Annotated in this window: 16 protein-coding genes; all 16 read left to right on the top strand. The window is 26.3% G+C overall.

Annotated features, from left to right (window positions below):
- The first annotated feature begins 12 nt into the window (after positions 1-12).
- Positions 13-2,181 (top strand): oligopeptide ABC transporter ATP-binding protein OppF, encoded by a 2,169-nt coding sequence (gene oppF / locus SGLAD_RS05485; protein WP_134297743.1) that lies wholly within the window; start codon positions 13-15, stop codon positions 2,179-2,181.
- 20 nt (positions 2,182-2,201) lie between these two features.
- Entirely contained in the window at positions 2,202-4,505 is a 2,304-nt protein-coding gene (locus tag SGLAD_RS03815; RefSeq protein WP_134297741.1) for an ABC transporter substrate-binding protein, read from the top strand.
- 41 nt (positions 4,506-4,546) lie between these two features.
- Positions 4,547-6,781 carry an ABC transporter substrate-binding protein gene (locus tag SGLAD_RS03810; protein WP_134297739.1) on the top strand — a complete coding sequence of 745 codons (2,235 nt, stop codon included), beginning with the start codon at positions 4,547-4,549 and terminating at the stop codon, positions 6,779-6,781.
- 47 nt (positions 6,782-6,828) lie between these two features.
- Positions 6,829-9,060, top strand: coding sequence for an ABC transporter substrate-binding protein (locus SGLAD_RS03805; RefSeq protein WP_166739171.1), 2,232 nt, complete (start codon positions 6,829-6,831; stop codon positions 9,058-9,060).
- Positions 9,061-9,091: 31 nt separating this feature from the next.
- Positions 9,092-11,341 (top strand): ABC transporter substrate-binding protein, encoded by a 2,250-nt coding sequence (locus SGLAD_RS03800; protein WP_134297736.1) that lies wholly within the window; start codon positions 9,092-9,094, stop codon positions 11,339-11,341.
- Positions 11,342-11,495: 154 nt separating this feature from the next.
- Entirely contained in the window at positions 11,496-12,425 is a 930-nt protein-coding gene (locus SGLAD_RS03795; RefSeq protein WP_134297734.1) for an alpha/beta hydrolase, read from the top strand.
- A 15-nt stretch (positions 12,426-12,440) separates the two neighbouring features.
- Positions 12,441-13,820, top strand: coding sequence for an ATP-binding cassette domain-containing protein (locus tag SGLAD_RS03790; protein WP_134297732.1), 1,380 nt, complete (start codon positions 12,441-12,443; stop codon positions 13,818-13,820).
- 4 nt (positions 13,821-13,824) lie between these two features.
- Entirely contained in the window at positions 13,825-14,868 is a 1,044-nt protein-coding gene (locus SGLAD_RS03785; RefSeq protein WP_134297730.1) for an ABC transporter permease, read from the top strand.
- The gene (locus SGLAD_RS03780) at positions 14,831-15,880 is read left to right on the top strand and encodes an ABC-2 transporter permease (protein WP_134297728.1); all 1,050 of its coding nucleotides are present in this window, start codon (positions 14,831-14,833) and stop codon (positions 15,878-15,880) included. The genes SGLAD_RS03785 and SGLAD_RS03780 overlap by 38 nt, the downstream gene beginning before the upstream one ends.
- Positions 15,881-15,897: 17 nt before the next feature.
- The gene (locus SGLAD_RS03775) at positions 15,898-16,752 is read left to right on the top strand and encodes a MurR/RpiR family transcriptional regulator (RefSeq protein WP_134297726.1); all 855 of its coding nucleotides are present in this window, start codon (positions 15,898-15,900) and stop codon (positions 16,750-16,752) included.
- Position 16,753: 1 nt separating this feature from the next.
- On the top strand, positions 16,754-17,095 hold the full coding sequence (locus SGLAD_RS03770; RefSeq protein WP_134297724.1) for a hypothetical protein: 342 nt from the start codon (positions 16,754-16,756) through the stop codon (positions 17,093-17,095).
- 293 nt (positions 17,096-17,388) lie between these two features.
- Entirely contained in the window at positions 17,389-20,097 is a 2,709-nt protein-coding gene (gene ileS / locus SGLAD_RS03765; RefSeq protein ID WP_134297723.1) for an isoleucine--tRNA ligase, read from the top strand.
- Between the two features lie 11 nt (positions 20,098-20,108).
- Positions 20,109-20,894 (top strand): signal peptidase II, encoded by a 786-nt coding sequence (locus tag SGLAD_RS03760; RefSeq protein WP_134297722.1) that lies wholly within the window; start codon positions 20,109-20,111, stop codon positions 20,892-20,894.
- Positions 20,895-20,896: 2 nt separating this feature from the next.
- Positions 20,897-21,811, top strand: a complete 915-nt coding sequence (locus SGLAD_RS03755) for an RluA family pseudouridine synthase (RefSeq protein ID WP_134297721.1) — start codon at positions 20,897-20,899, stop codon at positions 21,809-21,811.
- Between the two features lie 9 nt (positions 21,812-21,820).
- Positions 21,821-23,155 (top strand): rhomboid family intramembrane serine protease, encoded by a 1,335-nt coding sequence (locus SGLAD_RS03750; protein ID WP_134297720.1) that lies wholly within the window; start codon positions 21,821-21,823, stop codon positions 23,153-23,155.
- Entirely contained in the window at positions 23,133-23,630 is a 498-nt protein-coding gene (locus tag SGLAD_RS03745) for a deoxycytidylate deaminase (protein WP_243831611.1), read from the top strand. The genes SGLAD_RS03750 and SGLAD_RS03745 overlap by 23 nt, the downstream gene beginning before the upstream one ends.
- The last annotated feature ends 118 nt before the right edge of the window (positions 23,631-23,748 follow it).

The following is a 23,748-nucleotide window of genomic DNA, read 5'->3' as shown; positions in this document are numbered from 1 at the left end:
AAAGATAAGACTATGACAAATTCAAAAAGAAACAATGCTTTTCTAAAAATAAGAGACGTTAGTATAATTTTTAGGGATAAAGGTAAAAAACTTAAAGCTGTAAAAGAAACAACAATTGATATTCAAAAAGGAGAAATTTTTGGACTTGTAGGAGAATCAGGATCAGGTAAAACTACTCTTGCGAGAGGTGTTGTTGGGGTTCAAAGTTTAAGTGACGGAACAATTTACATGGAAGATGTTATTGTTGCCGGTAAAAGCTCTAGTTTACATAAATTAAATAGTTCAATCTCTTTAAAACTTAATAGTTTTGAAAGAAAAATATTTTCAGTAACAAAGTTCTTAAAAGCACTTGTTGTTGATTTGAAAAAAGAATTACAAAAAAATAAACAAACACAAACTATCATTAAAGAAAAACTTATTAAAGATTTACAAGTTGATAAAATTAGATTCATTTCTGATATGTATAAGTATTGTTTAATAATTATTAATGAAGTCATTGTAAAACAAGAACGAATTATGAGATTTGTTAATAACATTAGTAATCAAGTGAAAGAAATTCCATTAGAATTAGAACAATCAATAATTAAAAAGCAAAAACAAGTCAACTTATTAATCAGTGAATTAAAATCAATATTAGAATCTATATATTTATCAACAAATAAACTTTTAAATGATTCAAAAAAAGACTTACAAAAAACTTATAAAGTAAGTGATATTTTTAAAAAATTGTTTATAGAGTTAGATGATGTTGTTACAAAAAACAATGATTTATTAGAAAAAATAGACTTTGTTAAGAGTATTCAAAAAGAAAACACTTTATTAACTGCGCCTGAAAAAATTAAAAATAATCAGTTACCTAAGTATTATAAAAAAGTTTATGTTTCAAGAAAATGATTCTTAGAAGAGTGTAAAAATCAGTTAATTAAAATATCTAATAGTTCAGATCAAAACAGTGTAAAAGAAAAAAAATTATTAGAAGAATATTTAAGAGATTTTTGATCAAAATCAAATATCAAAATTAATGAATGTTTTAAAATTTTAAAAGAATTTAAGAACGAAACTATTAATTGAAATAAGTTAGAGGCTTTAGCTAACAAACTATTGAACACTGATTTTGAAAATGATTTAAAAAATAAAGTTTTTACTAAAAAAAATTTAACTGAAAATGAAATAAATAACTTATTTAAAGAGGCCATGTATATCAAAAAGATTATTATAAAAGATGTTGTTAAAGATGAAGAAATGGTGCAAAAGTTTTATACTTGAAAAAACTTATCAATAGAAATAGTTGAAGATGAGCAAAAAAATATAAAACAATTTATAGAGTTTTTAGAACTACCTTCTATTGACAAACTGGTTAAAAAATCTTACATAAATAAACAATCAAGTTATCAAACAAAAAAAGAAAACAGAAGAAATATTCAAATGATTTTTCAAGATCCAAGTTCTTCTTTAAATGACAGAATGTCTGTTGAAGAAATAATTGGAGAAGGTCTTATCAATTATCCTGATCTATATAAATCTGATGAAGCCAAAAAAGAGTATATGGATTACTATAATTCAAATAACCAAAACAAAATTGATAACATTAAGGATGTTAAAGCAAAAGATGTAAAGAAATATTTAATTTTAAAAGTATTAAATTCTGTAGGATTGCTTCCAGAACATCTTTCAAGATATCCTCATGAATTTTCAGGTGGTCAAAGACAAAGAATTGGAATTGCAAGATCTTTAATTTTAAAACCTAAAGTAATTATTGCAGATGAACCGATATCGGCTCTTGACGTTTCAATTAGAGCTCAAGTGTTAAATTTATTTAAAAAGTTTCAAAAAGAACTTGAAATAACATTTATATTTGTTGCTCATGACCTAAGTGTAGTTAGGTTTATAACCGATAGAATTGCTGTTATATATCATGGGCAAATTGTAGAATTAGCAGAAGCAGATGAATTATTTAAAAATCCAATTCATCCTTATACAAAATCTTTATTGTCTGCTATACCTCAACCTGAACCATCTTTAGCTAGAGAAACTATAAGTTTTGTGTACGATCCTGAAAAAGAACATCATGACTATATATTTGATTTGCCAAGGTTTATTGAATTATCAAAAGATCATTTTGTTTATTTAAACAATAGAGAAGCTAAAGAATATCAATCAAAAATTAAAAAGATAAAATAATTATTAATTAAGGAGTAGTGATGAAAAAATTATTAACATCATTAATGATGATGAGTATACTATCAACATCAACAACTAGTATTGTTGTTGCTTGTAAAAAAAATAAAGACCCTAAAAATACAGTTGTTTCAACATTTGGAGCTAATCCTCAAAATTGAGTAACAGCGAAAACTTTTAATGCAGAAGATTACTATGTATTAGCAAATACAAATGCAACTCCATTGGCTACTGATGAGTATGACAGAGTTTATGGAGATTTATTCAAATTAACAAATACAAATTATTCTAAAGATGATCCATATATTGGTAAACACAATGGTAACTATAAAGAATGAACGTACAATCTTAGAGATAATGCAACTTGAAGTGATTATAAAGGTAATGTTTTAGGAATAATCACAATAGAAGACTTTATAAACACTGCCAAATATGTTTTAAATCCTTCAAATACTTCGGATTTGATTAATCAATGAAATGAACATATTTATGGAGCTAGTGATTTATATAAAGAAGCTTCTGTTAAAGGTGCTGATTTCGATGAATTATTTAATAAATACTATACAGGTAAAAATGGAGTCAAAAAACTAGGTATCCAAAAAATTGGAGCTAATCAAATACAATTTACCCTAAATAAATCAGAAACTTATTTTGAGTCAATTTTATGTTTTGGTGCATTTTCACCGATTCATAGTGCTGTTTTAGAAGATCCGGGTATCAATAATGATTATAAAAAAGGTTATTATTCTGGTCCTTTCTTGCCAACAAGTTTCGCAAAAGATTCATCATTAATTTTAGACAAAAATAAAAACTATTACTTTGCAGAAAAAACAAATGTAAATAGAGTTAGAAAAGTTTTTGTAAATGGTAGTGCTTCAAAAAGTAGAGAATTGTTTGAAGCAAACACCATTAATGAATTTGCTGTGAATTCAAATGATAAAGCAGGTTGAGACAAATATGTTGGAGATCCAAATAATCCAAATAAAACAAATGGTATGATTAAATACACAAGCTCACCAGGCGATATAACGACATGAGTTATGTTTTATAACTTTTTAAATCAAGATTATATCTCTGGTGATGCAGAAAGTAAAAATAGAGCAAAAATTGCTTCAAGAGCACTACAATACAAAGAAATACGTAAGTTAATTGAGTCAGGTATAAATAGAACTGATTGATTGACATATTATTCTAAAATATATGACAATAATTCTGAAATGTCAAAAAATTTAAGGAATACATTTGTACCTTATGATTTAGTAAATACAAGTGTCGAAAAACAGTATGGAGATTATGTTGTAGATGCTTTAAATGAAATGAAATTTCAAAAAGTTAACAATAAAGTAGTTGAAAAAAGTGATTTAGTAGATGAAACCGATTTTTTAAGATTGGCAAATACTGGTTCAGTTGCATCAAATTACTTAAATGACACATCATTTAACAGAAATATGTCAAAAATTATTGATGGAGCTAAAAAAGCCGTAGAAAATGACAAAACATTAAGCGAACTTATAAAAAGTAATAAAAAAATATTGCTGGTATCTGCTGAAGATCCAACTTCATCTGCAAGTGTGGGTGCTTACAAAAGTGAAATGATTCAAAAATTTAATAAAATCGAAAATAATTTCATAGAAATTAAAGAAGTGAAAGCTGCTGATTGAAATGGATATGTCGATATGCTTCAAAACGGAAAATCAGATTTAGTTTTTTCTGGTTGAAGTCCTGGATATAGAGATCCAATGGGATATTTAACAACGCTAAAACTTGATGGTGACTATGATATGTATCTAAGACAAAATCAACTTTTCAACTTTAAAAGCTTTGACACATTACAAGGTATAAATGCAACAGAAGCATATAATTCACTAAAAAATGTTAATAAGCAAAAGTTTGAAGATGTAATTGTTGAAAATAATGAAGGTATTTCACCACTATTTGAATCACGATACAACTATACTAAAAATATTTTAAAAATTGATGCTGGTGAAAGCATTGATTCAAGTAACACTAATAATAATCAAACACTTGATCAAAGATATAGTGACTTTGCAAAAATGGAGGCAAAAACATTGTATGATGAATACTTTGTTATGCCTTTAATGAGGGGTAGCTTAAAAATGAGCTTTTCAATATCTCATATCGAGCCTTTTAAAAGGTCTAGATCTCCATTTGGAAGCAGTTCAAGCAGTTATTTTAATAGTAATTTCACAAAAGATTTATTAACATATGAAGAAATTGAAAATTTGAGAAAAAAATATGAAGAAAGAAGAAGTGAAGTAGAGAGTGATCTTACTTCAAATAGAGATATTATTATTTGAAGTCAATAATTTTAATTTTTATATAACAATTAACAACGAGAGGAATAAATATGAAGAAATTACTAACAACACTAATGTCAATTAGTTTGGTATCAACAATTGTTACAAGCAGCGTAGTTGCATGTAAAAAAAATAAAGACCCTGAAAAAACAATCGTGACAACTTTTAAAGCAAACCCACAAAAATGATTAACTTCAAAATCTTTTAGTGCTGAGGATATAAATGTATTAGCAAATACTAATGCAAATCCATTAGCAACAGATGAGTATGGTAGAATTTATGGAGATTTATTTAGTTTTACAAATAATAATTATTCAGCAAATGCTCCTTATGTAGGAGAAAGCTCAAATAAAAATAAAACTTGAACTTACACTTTGAGAAACGAAGCTAGTTGAAGCAATTACAAAGGAAAATTTATACGTGCAATTACAACTGAAGATTTTATTAATACAGCTAAATTTGTTTTAAACCCCGAAAATGCTTCAGAACTTATTAATATTTGAAAAGAGTTTATTGTTGGAGCGAATGAATTATACAATGAAGCAAAGACTAACAACTCAGAAAGTTTTGATGTAATTTTTGAAAAATATAGTAAAAACGATAGATTAGGAATTAAAGTTGGTGAGGGAAATAAAATTATATTTAATCTTACAAAATCATCACCATATTTTGAATCGTTACTAACATACAGTTGTTTTTCACCAATTCCAGAAGAAGCATTACAAGATAGTAGGTTAATAACTGATTTTAGAAAAGGATTTTATTCTGGACAATTTGTCCCAACCGATTATAAACAAGATATATATGTAGTTTTAGACAAAAATTCTAATTATCATTTTAAAAACAAAACTGATGTAGACAGAGTTAGAATGGTATTTTCACAAGGAAGTTCTTCAAGAGAAAGAGAACTATATGAAGCAGGAACTCTTGACACTTTCAATTTAAATTCTAATGATGAATTAGGTTGAAAAAAGTATGTTGGAGATCCAAATGAAACTTTAAAAAAAGATGGTGTAGTTAAATATACAACATCTCCAGATGACGCGGCATCATGATTAATGTTTTATAACTATTTAGACTCAGATTATACAAAAGGTACAAACAAAAATAGAGGTTTAAGAGCCTCTAGAGCATTGCAATATAAAGAAGTTAGAAAGTTAATTGAAGCAGGACTTAACAGAACCGATTGAGCAACTTATTATTCAAAAGTTTATGATGGAAAAAATACAAATATTTCTAGTCAATTAAGAAATACATTCGTACCTTCTGATTTTGTTAATTTTAAAGGTAAAAACTTTTTACAATATGAAGTTGATGCTTTAAATGATTTGAAAATAACTATGAATGATAATAAAGAAGTAAATGAAACCGATTTACAAGATGGAGGTGATTTTGTTAGAAAATTATTAACCAATTCAGATGATAAAAACTCAGATACTTATAAAAATAGTTTTACAAAATTATTAAATACAGTTAAAGAAATTAAATCAAAAGATGAAGCGTTAAAAGATGGTGAAATTGTACTAATTAGTGCAAAAGATCCAACATCTGCAAGCAGTGTTGGAGTATATAAATCAGAAATGATAGCACAATTTAATGAATTAGCTAAGGGTGTAATTAAAATTGAAGAAAAACAAGCAGTTGATTGAAACGGTTATAGTGACATGCTAAAAAATGGAGATTCAGATATAAACTTCTCTTCATGAAGTCCTGACTATCAAGATCCAATGACTTATTTATCAACTTTAAAAATTGATGGGGATTTTGATTTATACATGAGACAACAACAATTGTTTAAATTTGAAGATTTTAACTCAATAAACACTTCAGAAACAATTACAGCAAATGATGCTTATAAAAATTTAAAACAAAAAAATGAAGAATGATTCAAAGAGGTGGTTGTTGAACAAAACAATAAATCAGAATTATTTGAATCAAGATTTAACTACACAAAAGAAGTCTTAAATATTGATAAAAATTTAGATGGAGAAGAAAGAATAAAAAGTTTTGCAAAACTTGAAGCACAATCTTTATATCAAGATTTTGTAGTCATGGCTTTTATGAGAAGAAGTCCGAAAATGACATTTACAATAAGTAAAGGTGAGCCGTTTAGACTTTCAAGAAGTGCAGCAGGAAGTAGTTCTTTTAAATTCTTTAACAGTGTTTATAAATCTAATTTACTAACTTATGATGAAATTGAAGAATTAAGAAAAATTTATGAAAATAAAAAAAATGAAGTCTTAATAAATCCTTCAACAAACAGAGACTCAGATATTTGATCATAAAATAAAAAAATATATAAAAATAATTATAAAGAATGAGGAAAAAAGAAATGAAAAAATTATTAATATCACTAATGTCAATTAGTTTGTTATCAACAGTTGTAACTAGTAGTGTTGTTGCTTGTAAAAAAGGTAAAGACCCTGCTAAAACTGTTGTTACAACTTTTGGGGCTAACCCACAAAAATGATTAACTGCTAAAACATTTAATGCAGAAGATAATGCTGTTTTAGCAAACACAAATGCAAGTCCGCTTGCAACAGACCAATATGGTAGAATTTATGGAGATTTATTCAGTTTCACAAATACAAACTATTCAGCTGCTTCTGTAAATGTGGGTAAAAAATCTGATGATAATAAAGTATGAACTTATACTTTAAGAAGCAATGCAACTTGAAGTGATTATAAAGGAAAATTAATACGTAGTGTTACAAATGAAGATTTTATTAATACTGCTAAATATGTTTTAAATCCTGAAAATGCTTCTGAAGTTATAAACATTTGAAAAGAATTTATAGAAGGAGCTAACGAATTATATAACGAAGCATCTGTTAAAGGTTCAAACTTTGATGAGATATTTAACAAATACTATAGTGCTAAAAAATTAGGTATCGAAGCTATTGATGGAAATCAAGTTGTATTTAGACTTGCTAAATCTGCTCCATACTTTGAATCTTTACTTACATACAGTTGTTTCTCACCGATTGCATCAGAAACTTTATCTGATCCTAATACGGTTAATGACTTTAAAAAAGGATTTTATTCTGGACAATTTGTTCCAACTGAATTTAAAAAAGACTCATCTATAATTTTAGATATAAACCCAAATTATCATTTTAAAGATAAAACTGACTTAGAAAGAGTTAGAATGGTTTTTGTAGAAGGAAGTTCATCAAAAACAAGAGAACTATATGAAGCGGGAACAATTAATACTTTTGGCGTGAACCCAAATGATGAATTAGGTTGAGACAAATATGTTGGAGATCCAAATGATCCATTAAAAACAAACGGAATGGTAAAATACACATCTTCTCCAGATGATGCATCATCATGATTAATGTTTTATAACTACTTAGATGCAGATTATGTTTCAGGAACTGGTGATGCTAAAACAAGAGGTTTAAGAGCTTCTAGAGCATTACAGTATAAAGAAGTAAGACAATTAATTGAAGCAGGAATAAATAGAACTGATTGAGCATCATATTATTCAAAAGTTTATGATGGAAAAGATGCGAAAATATCTTCTCAATTAAGAAATACTTATGTACCTTCTGATTTCATTAACTTTAAAGGTAAATCGTATTTAGATTATGAAGTTGAAGCTTTAAAAGACTTAAAAGTAACTATGAGTGACAACTCTGAAGTTAAAAAAATTGATTTACAGGATGGAAGCGATTTTGTTAGAAAATTATTAGCAGGATCAGATGATCAAAACTCTGACGCTTTTAAAACTAACTTTAAAGAATTATTAGATAAAGTTAAAGACATAAAATCAAAAGATGCTGCTTTAAAAGATGGCGAAATCGTATTAATTAGTGCAAAAGATCCAACATCTGCAAATAGTGTTGGAGTATATAAATCAGAAATGATTGCTCAGTTTAATAAATTAGCTTCTGGAGTAATTAGAATCGATGAGAAACAAGCGGTTGATTGAAATGGATACACAGACATGCTAAAAAACGGTCAATCAGACCTATGTTTTTCTTCATGAAGTCCAGACTATCAAGATCCAATGACATACTCATCAACTTTAAAAATTGATGGAGATTATGAACAATACATGAGACAACAACAATTATTCGGATTTAAAGGTTTTGAAAGTATTAAAGGTAACGGTTCAGCTAGTGAAGCTTATAAAAAATTAAAATCAGCTAATGAAAGTCGTTATAAAGAGTTAATAGTTGAGCAAAATGGAATATCAGAATTATTTGAATCAAGATTTAACTATACAAATGATGTTTTAGAAATCGATAAAACTAAAGAAGGCGAAGAAAGATATAAAGGTTTTGCAAAACTTGAAGCACAAACTTTATATAAAGATTTCTTAGTAATGCCATTTATAAGAAGAAGTGCAAAAATGAGTTTTTCTATTGGTAAAACTGAGCCATTTAGACTTTCAAGAGTTGCTTTTGGAAGCAGTTCAGCTAAATTTTTCAATAGTGTTTATAAAACAGAATTATTATCAGCAGATGAAATTGAAGCTTTAAGGGTACAATATGAGTCTAAAAAAGCTGAAGTAGAAAAAAATCCTATAACTAATAGAGACTCTGATATTTGAGCGTAAAAATTTTAAGAAAGAAAAAGGTATTTTAGTAATGAATTTTTTATTAAAATCTTTAATGTCAGTAACTTTAATTTCATTACCTGTTACAAATATTGTAGCTTGTAAAAAAAATAAAGATCCTGAAAATACATTAAAGTTAAATTACACAAATAACCCATTACACTGGGTTACTGCAAGAACAATGACTATAAATGATTTTAAAGTTCTTGCAAATACAAATGCAACTCCATTATCAACTGATGAATATGGACGTGAATTTGGAGAACTATTTAAATTAACAAATAAAAACTTTTCAAAAGAAGATTCTTATATAGGGGAGCACAATTCAGATTTTACTGAATGAACATATATTTTAAGAAGTGATGCAACTTGGTCTGATTACACAGGTAAACTTATTAGGAACATTAATGTTAATGACTTTATAAACACAGCAAAATATGTTTTAGATCCATCTAATAGTGCGGACTCATATTTTTTGTGACAAAGTTTTATTGAAGGTGCAGAAGAAATTAGGTATGCAGCATTAACTGATACTACAAAAGATTTTTCAACTATTTTTGAAGAAAATAAATCAAAATTAGGTTTAATTGTTGATGAAAATAATAATACAATTAAATTTAAACTAAAAAAACCAGCTAGTTATTTTGAAACTTTATTAACTTATTCTGTGTTTTCTCCAATTCATGAAAACACTTTAACAGATCCAAGTGTTGATAAAGATTTCAAAAAAGGTTACTACTCAGGTGCTTATACACCAAAAGAATTCAAAATTGATACACAAATAGTATTAGATAAAAATCCTAATTACTATTTTTCTAGTGAAACTAAAATAGATAGAATTAGAGAATATTATGTTGCTGGAGATGTATCGCAAACAAGAAATTTATTTGAGTCAGGTACAATTAATGAGTATCAAATTAACTCAAATGATTCAGCTGGTTGAGAAAAATATGTCGGCGATGCAAACTCTCCAAAACAAACAGATGGTTTAGTTAAATATGATGAAAGCCCAGAAGATGCTTATACACAAATGTTATTTTTTAACTTTTTAAACTCAGAATACTTTAGTGGTGATAGTTCAAAAAAAGCAGCATCAAAAATTAAATCAAAATTATTACAATTTAAAGAAACTAGAGAATTCTTTTTTGCCAATTTAGATAGAAATGTTTGAGGTCAATACTATTCAAAGATCTTTGATAATAATAATAATGTTTCTTCAAATATTAGAAACACATTCACTGCTGATTTTATAAAAACTGATTCAAAAGATTTTCAAGAATTTGAAGCAGAACAAATAAAAAATAAATATAATGGATTAGCAAATAAAGAAACAACTAAAGAAGATATTAAAGACGGAAAAGATTTTTTTAAAGTTAGACAATATGGCCAAGAAGTTTCAAGTGATAAAAACAAATTAAAATCAGCTCAAAAAGAGGCTGCTAACAAATTAAGAGCAAGTCTAGAAACTGATAATGATTTAAAAGCGGTATTAGCTAATAACGGAAAAATAACATTAAATACTTTTATTGATCCATCAAAAACAACTCTTGAAAGAGCAAGTATTACTGAAATGTTTGAGTTATTTAATGCCATAGAAAATAATCCAATTAAAGTATCAGCAGTTGTTTCTCAAACACCAAATGATTATCAGAACGTCTTAGACGAAGGTACAGAAGACTTAGCAATTTCTGGATGAAGTCCCGATTATGCAGATGCTATGAGTTATTCTAATACACTTAAATTAAATGGTGATCATAATATGCATTTTAGAACTAGTCAGTTATTTGGATTTGATGATAAAAATACTCCATTAAAAAGTTTTAAAGAAGAAACTGCAGAAGATGCTTTTTCTAGATTAGAAAAAGGTCATCAAGATTTATTTAATGATCTATTTATAAAAGATCAAACTAAACAATTATTTATAGAAAGATATAATTATTCAAGAGATTTAGAAAATATCGATCAAACTCAATCAGATCCTAACAAAAGAAATGAAGGTTTTGCGAAATTAGAAGCAGAAACTTTATATAGAGATTATTTTGCAATGCCTTTAATAAGAAGAAGTCCTTCAATGAATTTCTCAATTTCAAAATTAACTCCATTTTCAATGTCTAAAAAACCTTATGGTTTAAGTGAATTTCAATATGCTTTAGCTGGATTTAATAGCTCATATCTAAAATATGAAGAAATTCAATCGTTAAAAGAGCAATATTTAAAAAATAGACAAGAAGTCCTTCAAGATAAAACTACTCATAGAGATAGATTGCCTTGAAAAAACTAATTTAAAAACTAGTTAAAATATTAACTAAACTTATTCTATACTCGGTAGAATAAGTTTTTTTATTCTTTAATTCATTTATGCTACTCAAGGACTTTTTTTATTTATTAAAAACTAGAAAAAAATATATTAGAATAATATTTAAAGGAGAAATAGTATGAATAATCTAATAATTGATAAGTTAATTAAAGTTCTAAATAACACAAAAGCTGCTAATGCAAAATTCTATCGAGACTATGGTTGAGAACAACTTTTAAATTTATATCAACAATCTTTAGTTGCAGAATATGGATTAAACCAAATTGATTTTTCAAATTTTGATGGATGACAAAAAGTAATAATAAATGATCGTATTCATGCTATTTATCATATAAATAAAAATAATACGAACAAATGACTTGTGGGGTGTCATGGTTATAGTAGTTCAAAAGAATCAAGTGCATTATCAACTTTCTTTTTTGACAACTTAGGGTATAACATTATGGTTTTTGATTTTATAAATCACGGGGAATCAGTTGATGGCTATGTATCTTTTGGAGTTAATGAATTAAATGCTTTATTAGAAGTTTTAGAATTTTTAATAAAAAATTTCAAAGTTAAATATACAGGGCTTATGGGATTTAGTATGGGTGCATTTACTGTAAATTTATTTTCAGTATTTGATAAAAAATACATTGATAAATTTAAAGTAAGGTTTACAATTTCAGATTCTTCTTATATTTTTATTAAACAAGTATTTAAAACTGTTTTAAATTTTTCCAATCAAATGATACAAGATTATATTGAATCTTTTATGGATAAAATTATTGAAAAATATAAAAAAGATTATAAAATAGATGTATTAAAATATGATATTGTTAAATTAATTGAAAACAATAAAAAAACTGTGCCAACATTATTTATTCATTCAAAAACAGACTTAGTGACTTATGCAAATGACAGTCAAAGTTTATTTGATTTAAGAACTAAAATATCAAAAAAAGATCAAATTTTAATTTTCAATACAGGAGCACATGTTCAAACTCAATTAGAACACACAAATGATTATCTTTTAGCAGTTAAAGCGTTTTTAAAATCAATAAAATAAAGAAAGGAAAAAGTTATGGAAAATAATAAGGAGTTGCTAGTTGAACTTGAAAATGTAAGTAAAATATTTGATAAAAAAATTTGAGCAATTAAGAAAATAAATTTAAAAATTTATAAAGGAGAAGGTATTTCAATAATTGGTCCAAACCAATCTGGAAAATCAGTTTTAGGAAGATTAATTGCTAATCAAATTCCTCAAACTAGTGGTATTATTGAATACAATTTTACAAGAGAATATGCATTAAGTTCTATTGGATTTCAATTTCGTCAAACCGCATGACCTGATGGTTTTAGAGTTAAAGATGTAATTGAATTATACAAAGGAATTTATAATATAAACGATCAAGAATGACTTGATAAACTTTTTAATACTTTTCAAATTCAAAATCGTTTAGAAAAACGTTTAGCAACTTGTGCAACTTCATGACTGCAATTATTTTCTTTATTTTTAGCTTTTTTACACAAACCCGAACTTATAGTTCTTGATGAAGTCTCAAATACAATTGGTTTAGATATGAAAACTAAAGTTATTGATTTTTTAAGAGAGTATAAAAAAGAACATAATGCAACTTATGTAATTGTCTCGCCTGACAAATCAATTTTTCAAGCAATTTGTGATCGTATTGTTGTTATGGAAATGGGATTGATTTTATCTGATGATTATATTGATGAATCGTTAGAAGGATTTGATTATGATGATTATGCATATAAAATTTTAGCAGCAATTGAGGCAAAACAAACTGTTTTAAAACCAGACCCTGTATTTAAACCAATTCTTAAAAAGTTTTCAAAACATTATGAAAAATTTAATGCAGATTATGCTAAATTAAACTCAAAAGAAGAAATATTAGATTTTTTTGATACAGATCGAATATTGGTAATGGTAAAAAATATTAATTTTTACATACAAGAAATGCAAACAAAGTTTATGACTGTGGCTTCAACCGCTTTAAACCGTTCTTTAATCGAAGAATTAAAATTAAGTATTAAAAATGTTATTAATAGAATAAAAGAATTAGCAAAAACTTGAAAGAAAAATCGAGATGATTATAAGTGAAAAGTTTATCTTGATAAATTTACTTCAAAATTAGACTCATTTTATAAATATTTAAAAAATGATTTTTATCCTATTTTTAAAAATAAAAAAACAATTTTTTCAGAAAATGAAAGTACAGGAGAATTATCTAGTCAAGAATTAACAAAGTTACGTTTTTTAAAGAAAAAATATATTCAAGAAGAGATTAGGATTATGAAACTTGAAGCAAAAATTTTAAAACGTCAACAAAAATTAAGAATTGATGGAAAAATTAAAGATATTGAACAAAGAGAACTAGAAAAAGCTTTAAAACAAGAAATAGAAAATACTCAAAATGTAGAAATTAAAATAGGAGATTAGAGCAATGTCAAAGTGAAGTTTATTTAAAACATTATTTGCAATGCAATATAAAAACTACATAAGAGATAAATTTAACCTTTTCTCAGGTTGATTTGTTACAATAATCACTTTGGTTGGTTGACTTACTTTTAGAGATACAACAAATAGTAGTTTAACTTATGATCCATTTGTTTTAGCAAGTGCACTTGGAGTTTGTGGTATAAGAAATTGTATGTACAATTTTGTAAAAACTATACATGAGTTTAAACAAAAAGACTTTTTTAATCGTTTGTTTTCAACTAATACTTCAAAAAAATTTATTTTTATGGTTATGGTATTGTTTAATCTAACAGCTAATGCAGTTGTTACTTTGGTTACTTTAGCTATTGCCATGCTTTATCCTGAACAAAGAGAAACAATTAAGCATGTTAATTGACCAATTTTTTTAGTAGGATATGTTTTGCTTTTAATTCTTTCAAACTTAATGGCATTTTTAATTGCTTTTTGAGTTAAATCATTAGAATGATGTTTTACAATCGGTAATTTTTATTATTTTGGATCAGTTTATTTGTTAGGTTTAGGGATTCCTTATAATGTTTTAGTATCAGAAAAATGAGTAATTTATGTATCTTACTTATTTCCACAACGTTATATGGTAAATATTATGTGTGCAGGATGAATTAATGCTCCTGATTTTAAATACGTTGGAAATAATGGCGCTGCTATTAACTTTGGATATGGAGAACAAGCTTGGATTCCTTATGTAGTAAGTATCGTTATTATACTTACCTTGTCAGTACTTGTTTATAAGATGTTTAAAAAAGTTTTTGAATTTGAAAATAGAAAATATAGAAAATTCAAAAACCAGCATAAACATATGGCAATAATTTATGCAATAAACAGAAGCTCATCATTAGAAGAATTAGAAAGTTTGATTGAAGTTAGAGATAATATTAATTTAAACAAAAGTAAACTTAATAATACATTAAAAGATTTAAAACACCAAGCTGTTGAAAGGAGACAAAATAAGAATGGAAAAGGTTTTAGTAAAACTAGATCAAAGAAATAGAATAAAAGTTTTTTTTAAACTTTATCGTCTTTCTACAAAAACTTATTTACGTTCTCCTATTAATGTTTTTTTAGGAATATTTTTATTTTATTTTATTACTTTAATTTGGTTGTTATTTCGTAGTACAGATCCATTTATTTTAGCATCAGCTACTGGAGCAATTGTTGTCAGAAATGCAATTCATATGTTATATCGTAATTTACATATACATAGAGAAACTGGTTTTAGTACTAAAATTGAATTTCTTCCAGTAAGTCCATTTTTAGTGTTATTTGCAAATATTTTAGCAAACTTTGTTATTGTATTTTTTGCTTGTTTTGGACTAATTTTAATTACTTATTTTTCTTTTGAACATCAAAAAGAATTAATTTCTGGAGTTAATTGAGCAATGTATTTATCAAGCATTTTATTACTATATGTACTAATGGTTACAATGTGTTATATTATGTATTTATATATCAAAGATCCAATGGTTTCAATGATTCTAGCAAATATCATTTATATATTTAGTTGATATTTTTTAGGATGTGCTTATCCGTACTACATTATTAATCGTTATGAATGATTAAACTACATAATGTATTCATTTCCACCAAGATATATGATGAATGTAATGCAAGCTGGTTGAGTAAATGCTCCAGATTTAAATTATATTGATAATTTTAATACCGAAGCTTTAAATTATAGTGTTAAATGAAATTTAGGTGGTAATTTAGCAATCCCATATTTTGTAACGATTGGAATGATTTTATTTTTAGGGGCATTACTGTCAATAAATTTTCTTGTAAAACATCGTAGAAGAACTAAAGACGGTTATGGAGCAAGCTTGATTTTAAAACTTTCAAACCGATACATTCGTGATATTAAAAGAAGTTCGAGTTTAGAAAATCTACAAGAATTAAGAAATAACCATTTAAAAGAGATGGGTTATAGTAATGATAACTTAACATATGATAAAATAAATAAGTGGCAAGTTAAGGATAAAAAACATAACAAACCTAAACATAAATAAAAGAAGAGGTGTTTAGTATGAAGATTTTAAAATTAGATGAAAATAAGTTAAACAGTACAGAGTTGGCGATTGTTAATGAAATTAACGAAAACCCTGATTATTTTTGTTCGCATTCAATCCAAGAAGTATCTAGAGCAAGCAATGTTAGTTCAAGTACAATGACAAGAGTTTGTCAAAAACTTGGGTTTAAAAGTTTTAAATCTGCACAAATGTTTGTTTATGAAAAATCAAGAATGCAAACTGAATATTATAAATTAGGAGAAGATAAAACTCCCGATCAAGTAATTCATAATGTTAAAGGAAGCGCTTTATTTACAATTAATGAAACATTAAATAATTTAGATCCTGAATATGCAAATACAATTGCAAAAAAAATATATGAATCAAGAAGTATAATTGTTTTTGGAGTAGAACAACAAGAAGTTTCTGCAAATTCTTTTGTACAAAATTTATCAAGATTAAACAAAGAAGCAGTTGCGGTTTCTAATATTCACGTATTTGTTCAAAAAGCAGTGTTTTTTACAAATAAAGATTTTTGTGTATTTCTAACAAGGACTGGATGAACAAAAGAAGTTATTGAATCTGCAAAGTGAGCTGTAAGTAGAGATATACCTGTATTAATTTTAACTGCAGATCAAGAAACTACACTTGAATTATTGGGAGATGTTGATAAAAACTTAGTTTTTACAATTGAAACTCAAACACTTGGTTATGACCGAATTCAATATCCAACAATTTCATCTTTACCTGGAGAATTAATAATATTTGACGTTTTATTTAATATAGTAGTAACGCAAAATAAAGAATATCGTGAAAAGTTTAAAAAAACTAGTGAAATTTCATTAATGTGAAACTTTGAAGGACATTTATAAAATGGATGATATTCAAAATTTATTAAAAAAAATAAAAAGCTTAGAAGCAGAAATTAAAGATTATAAATTAAAAGATGACTATATAAAAAATGGTGTAGAAAGAACAACTAAATTGTTTGAAATAGCCAATCATAATGCGCAAAAAATAATTGTTAAATCTGTTGAAGTAGCTTATGGTATTAAAGATGAAATGCAAAAATGTTTAAATCAAATAAAAGAAAACCCAAATAATTATCAAGAAATTGTAGAAAAGTTTCTTTTTGATAATGGTGAAATATTTTCTTATAATAAAAAAGAAATAGAAGATATTGCAAAAAAAATTGTTGAAGATATGGGTAAATAATTACTAAATATTGTATAATTAAAACATAAAAATTTAATATTAAAGTTGTTAAGACAAGAATTTATTAATAATTTTTACAGAGAGTTAGTGCTTGGTGTGAACTAATAAAATTATAATAAATTTATCACTTAACTATAACGGGAGAAGAACAGCTAAGCTTATTAGAACTCCACGCTGAAAGCGTTAAAAACAAATTAAGATATATAATCTTAATTTTTAGGTTATATAAAAAGGATGGTACCGCGTTAAAACGCTCCTTTTAAGGAGCGTTTTTATTTTGAAAGGAAAAAACAATGCAAAAAAATTATAAAGATACTTTATTAATATTAAGTACAGATTTTGATATGAAAGCTGATTTAAAAAATAAAGAACCAAACATACAACAAAATTGAAGCAATTTAAATATATATAATAAAAAATTAGAATTAAATAAAAATAAACCACAATTTGTTCTTCATGATGGTCCTCCATATGCTAATGGTGATATTCACGTTGGACATGCTTTAAATAAAATTTTAAAAGATTTTATAGTAAGATGAAAAAATTATACAGGTTATAAATCACCATACATAATGGGTTGAGATACTCATGGTTTACCAATTGAAACAGCAATTGCAAAAACAGGAGTTGATAGAAAATCAATGCCACCAGCTGATTTTAGAAAACTGTGTGAAGAATATGCTTTAGGACAAGTTCAAAGACAATCGAACCAATTTAAAAGACTTGGTATTTTTACGGACTATGATACAAAATATATTACTTTAACAAAAGGTTATGAAGCAAGTCAACTTCGATTATTCTCTAAAATGGTAGAAAAAGGTCTAATTTATCGTGGCTTAAAACCAATTTATTGATCTCCTTCAAGTGAATCTGCACTTGCAGAAGCAGAAATTGAATATAAAGATGTTAGAAGTCCTTCTTTATATGTTGGATTTGATTTAATAAATAGTAAAGAATTTGAAAATACACAAATTGTAATTTGAACAACAACTCCTTGAACACTTCCCGCTAATCAATTAACTTGTGTAAATGCAGAAATCGATTATGTTCAAGTTAAAGTTGACAATAGAGAAAAAAAATTTATTTTAGCAAAAAAATTATTAGAAGAAGTAAAAGAAACAATTGGTTGAGAAAATGTTGAAATCTTAAAAGAATTTAAAGGAGATAAGTTAAATAATCTATATTATCAACATCCTTGATATGATAATAAAATTGCTCCAATCTTTTTAGGAGAACATGTTAGTGATGAAGCAGGGACTGGTTTAGTTCACTCAGCTGGTGGGTTTGGAGAAGATGACTTTAACATCGTTACAAGTAATGGAATGGAAGCTTTTGTTCCGATTGATGAGCAAGGGAAGTTTAATGCAAAAATTGAAGATGAAAGACTAGAAGGTGTATTTTATGAAGATGCTAATAAAATAATTGGTGTTGAATTAGAAAAAAAAGGTCTAGCTTTAAAGTTAAAATTTGTAAAACACTCATATCCACATGATTGAAGAACAAAATTACCAATAATATATCGTGCAACAAGTCAATGATTTGTAAGTCTAGATAAAGTAAAACAACAAATTGATGATGTGATTGTAAAAGAAGTAAAAACTCAACCAAGTTGAGCAAAAGAAAGATTAAGAAATATAATTGGAGATAGAAATGATTGAACAATATCTCGTCAAAGACTATGAGGTGTTCCAATTATTGCTTTTTATGATGAAAAATTAAATCCAGTTTTTAATCATAAAGTTGTAGACTATGCTGTTAAAATTTTAGAGCAAAAAGGAACTAATGCATGGTTTACTTTAGATGCAGATGAATTTCTTGCCCCTGAAAATCAAAATAAAGGTTGAACAAAAGAAAAAGACATATTGGATGTTTGATTTGATTCAGGAAGTTCTAATATAGCTTTAGAAGATAATTTCAATCTAAAAAGACCATATGATGTTTATTTAGAAGGAACAGATCAATATCGTGGTTGATTTAACTCATCAATGATTAACTCAGTTGTATATGATGGAAAACCTGCTTATAAAGAGTTAATTTCTCATGGAATGACAAATGATGAAAAAGGTAAAAAAATGTCAAAATCAATTGGTAATACAATTGACCCATTAGAAATTGCAAATGATTTAGGAGTAGATATATTAAGGTTATGAGTTGCTTCTGCAGATTATACAGATGATCAAAGATTAGGAAAAGAAATCTTAAAACAAGTTAGTGAAAACTATCGCAAACTTAGAAATACTTTAAGATTCATACTATCTAACTTAAGTGATTTTGAGCCAATTAATAATTACCAAAATGATTTAAGTGAAGTTGATCTTTATGCTTTGCATAATTTAACTTTCGTAAAAAATAGTTTTATAAAATCATTTAATAACTATAACTTTAATACAGCATTAAAAACTTTAAATAATTACGTAATTAATGATTTATCCGCATTTTATTTAGATTTTATTAAAGATATTATTTATGTTGAAGCAAAAGATTCAAAAAGAAGAAGACAAGTTCAAACGGTTATGTATGAACAACTTTTTGCACTTTTAGATATGTTAAAACCAATTTTAATTCATACAGTTGAAGAAGCATATCAAAATATTAAAAACCAAAACCTTGAAGAATCAATTCACTTACTAGATTTAAAAGAACAAAACTTTATTCAATCTAATGAGCTTGTAAATAAATGAGATATTGTTTTAAAATTAAGAGATGATGTTAATGAGGCTTTAGAAAAAGCTAGAAGTGAAAAAGTAATCAAAAAAGGATTTGAAGCAAAACTAACTATTAGTTTAAAACCTGAATTTAGTTTTATAAAAGAAATTGAAGACTTACATCAAATCTTAATAGTAAACTCAATTATTTTCGAAAATGACAGTAATGATATTCAAAATAGAGTCGCTGATGTAAAAGTAGAATTAAAACAAGGTTTAAAATGTGAACGTTGTTGAGGTATATTTGAGGAATTAGTAGAAGATATATGTCAAAGATGTTATGATGTTATTAACTAAGGAGAGATTATATGGAAAATATCAAAATATTTTTCAAAGAATATAATTATGCTTGAAGATATAAAGTCTTGTGATGCATACCGATTTTAACATTGTTTTGTGCATTTGATTGAGTTACAAAAGCAGTTGTTGCTATGAAAATGAATTATATGGCTGAGCCTACAAAGTTCATTCCAGGATTATTAAAATTTCAATACATTATTAACCCAGGAGCTGCATTAAGTATGAATGCAGGAAATCCTTCGTTGGCAATTAGTCTTGCAGCAGTAGTAACTGTTGCTTTATTTGCAGTTTGAATATTTTGTTATCCAAAGTTATGAAGTCAATCAATTAACTTAATGTTAGCAGGTAGTCTTGCTAATTTATTAGGTAGAGCTTGAAGCCCAGCTGTTCCTGATAGCGCTTTAAAAGATCGTGGAATAAAAGGTGGAGTTGTTGACTTTTTACAGTGAGACTTTGATTTTTTTGGACTAACAGATTACACATTTAACATGGCAGATGTTTATGTAAATGTTGCGATTGGACTATTAGTTTTAAGTTTAATAATCTATATTGTTCAAGAAGTTTTTGTTGCAACATATAAAAAAAAGGGTGACTTGTACGATTTATATCAAAACTTTAAAGAAAATTTAGTAATTTTAGAAAAAACATATTTAAAATCTGTAAAAAAACAACCAATTAAAAAACAATTTGTTCTTTACAAAGATTATTTAGCAAAAACAAAGTTAGAAAAACAAAATTGAAAAAAAACTAAACTAAGTTATAAAAATAAAACAGTAGAAAATAGTGCGAAATAAAGATGGAAATAATATATATAAACGAGAACAACTCAGGTGAAAGACTTGATAAATATTTGGTTGAATTTTTAAAAGAAGAATACGATTTTTCAAGAAGTTATGTGCAATCTTTGATTAAAGAAGGCTATGTAAAGGTTAATGATAAAATTGTTAGTTCAAATTACAATTTACTTGATAAAGATGTAATTAATATCGATCCAAAACAACCAACCCAACTTGATGCAAAAGCTCAAAATATTGACTTTGAAATAATTTTTGAAGATGATGATATTATTGTTCTAAACAAACCAAATGATCTTGTTGTTCACCCAGCTGTTGGAAATCCAGATAATACACTTGTTAATGGTTTATTATATAAAATTAAAAATTTATCATCAATTGGTGGTGTTTTAAGACCAGGAATTGTTCATCGTTTAGATAAAAAAACAACAGGAATTATGATTGTTGCAAAAACAGATAAAGCGCATAAAGCTTTAACTCATATGCTAGCAGAAAATAAAATTCATAAAGAATATCTTGCAATAGTTCATGGTGTAATTGAACCTAATAAAGGAACAATTGATGCACCAATTGGAAGAGATAAAAGGGACCGAAAAAAAATGTGTGTTACAGATATTAATTCAAAACATGCAAAAACTCATTTTGAAGTAATTAATAGATTTGAAAATCATACTTTAATTAAATGTGTTATTGAAACTGGAAGAACTCATCAAATTAGAGTGCATATGGCTTTTATAAAACATCCAGTTTTAGGAGACCATTTATATAGTTTTAAAGAAGATAAAAGTTTAGAGTTTGGACAATACTTACATTCTCATAAAATTAAATTTAATCATCCTATTAATAATAAAGAAATTGAACTTTCTTGTGATTTACCAAAAGAATTTAATGATAAAATAAAAGAAATAGAAAAATAGGTGTTTGGGATGGCTAACAACGATAATGACTTAAAATTGACATTAGTTCATTACTTAGTTAAAGTTGAAAAATATAAAGCAGATGCAAGTATAAGTGATGACTTTAATGTTTATTTATATAATAAAAAAGCTGATTTAAAAGTAATTGTTATTACAATCGGAGAAGCTTTGGAAAATGATCAAAAACTAGATAATTTAATTAGTTCTTTAAAAATTACAAAAAGAGAAAAAATCAAAACTCTAAAAGTAGCAATTTATGATGGAATTCAAAATGATGTAGCTTGTATTTCAAATTTAGATGATGCAAAACTTGCTTTAAAACAATACTTTCCAAGAATAACTGCTTTAAAACTTCAAACTCAAGAACAAAGTAGATTAGAAAACGATGAAGAAAACTTAAGTGAAGAAGAAATTCTTGAAACTTTAAGAAATCCAAATGATTCAAGTAATGTTAAGTTAAAAAAATTAGTTAGTCGTATGAACTCTAACAGTGTTGTATCCATTTTAATATCAATCATTTTTTGTATTATGCCAGTAATATGTTTAGGATTATCTTGATTTATTAAAGATAATGCAATTGGAGTTAATGGTGGTGCTGCTACTGCAATGTTTTTTGGAGGAACTAATCGCGCTTTAACTGTTGTAGGTCAACAATTTTGAAGAATTTTTACTTACGTTTTTAATGCGCAAGGTTTAGGACTTATTCCTGCTTTATTTCAAATTTTCTTTTTAGGATTTATGTTGCTCAAAGTTACAAAATACACTGAAGGAATAATTGGATCATGAAGATTTGCACTAATTATTTTTATAACTTATCCACTTGTTGGATTCTTCTTATCTGTTTTGCTACCATATCCAACTTTTAGTGGAACTTTAATTTTGCCAGCAATGGTAATAGCAAGTCTTGGTGTTACTACTTGAGTTAAAAAAAGTGACACAATCACACTATTTTCGAAAAATCGTATTATTTTCCCATTAATATTGATGTTAATTTATGCATTATTTATTAGTGGGGATGTTTATGATATTTTATTAATTGTAATGGGTTCTGGAACTGCAGCAGCACTAACTTTAATGTTTACTTATAATTATAAAAGTGTTGATGGATATATTGCGTTGCCGGTTTTAATGTTATCAGCTGCCATAATTATTCCTGTAATATATTTATTTATTCCTGCTTATGGTATTTCTCCTGACTTAGACACTTTAAGAGCATTATTAGCTTATGCAAATAATAAAGTCTTTTCTCCTGAATATTTAAACAAAATTATTCATGATTATAATGGTTGAAATTACTTTATTAAATCTGCCGGAGAAGGTTATGGAGTCTATCCATTTATATAAAATTATGAAAAAAAGAAATAATTATATTGACTGAGATACTTATTTTTTAGCGATGGTTGAATTAAACGCGATGAGAAGTAAAGATCCAAATACTCAAGTAGGAGCAGTTGTTGTTAATGATTTAAAACACATTATTGCTTCTGGATATAATGGGTTGCCAAGAGGTCTAAATGATGATGATTTTCCTTGATCAAGAGAGGGAAAATGAGAAGAAACAAAATATCCTTATGTTGTTCATGCCGAAGCAAATGCAATATTAAGTGCAACTTTTAGTGTCAGAGGTTGTACGATGTATACATCTCAGTTTCCATGTTATGAATGTGCTAAAACTATTGTTCAAGCAGGAATTACTAAAGTGATTTATTCTGATAATAAATACAAAGATACAATTCAAAATCAAGTATCTAAAAAGATTCTAACAACTGCAAAAGTTGATCTTGTTTATAAAAAAGCAATTAAAGTAATTATTGAATAAACAAAATATTAACTATATTTTGTTTTTTTTATAAAAATTGATTACAAATTACTAGTATTTTAAAAATTATTATACAATAGAAAAGTAATCAAAATGCAAATTGTATAATCCAACATAA

Origin of the sequence: Spiroplasma gladiatoris, assembly GCF_004379335.1 — a bacterium.
In the GTDB taxonomy this organism is placed as follows: Bacteria; Bacillota_I; Bacilli_A; order Mycoplasmatales; family Mycoplasmataceae; genus Spiroplasma_A; species Spiroplasma_A gladiatoris.
Note: the sequence above shows the minus strand (reverse complement) of the source record. Positions and strands in the feature narration are given on the sequence as shown.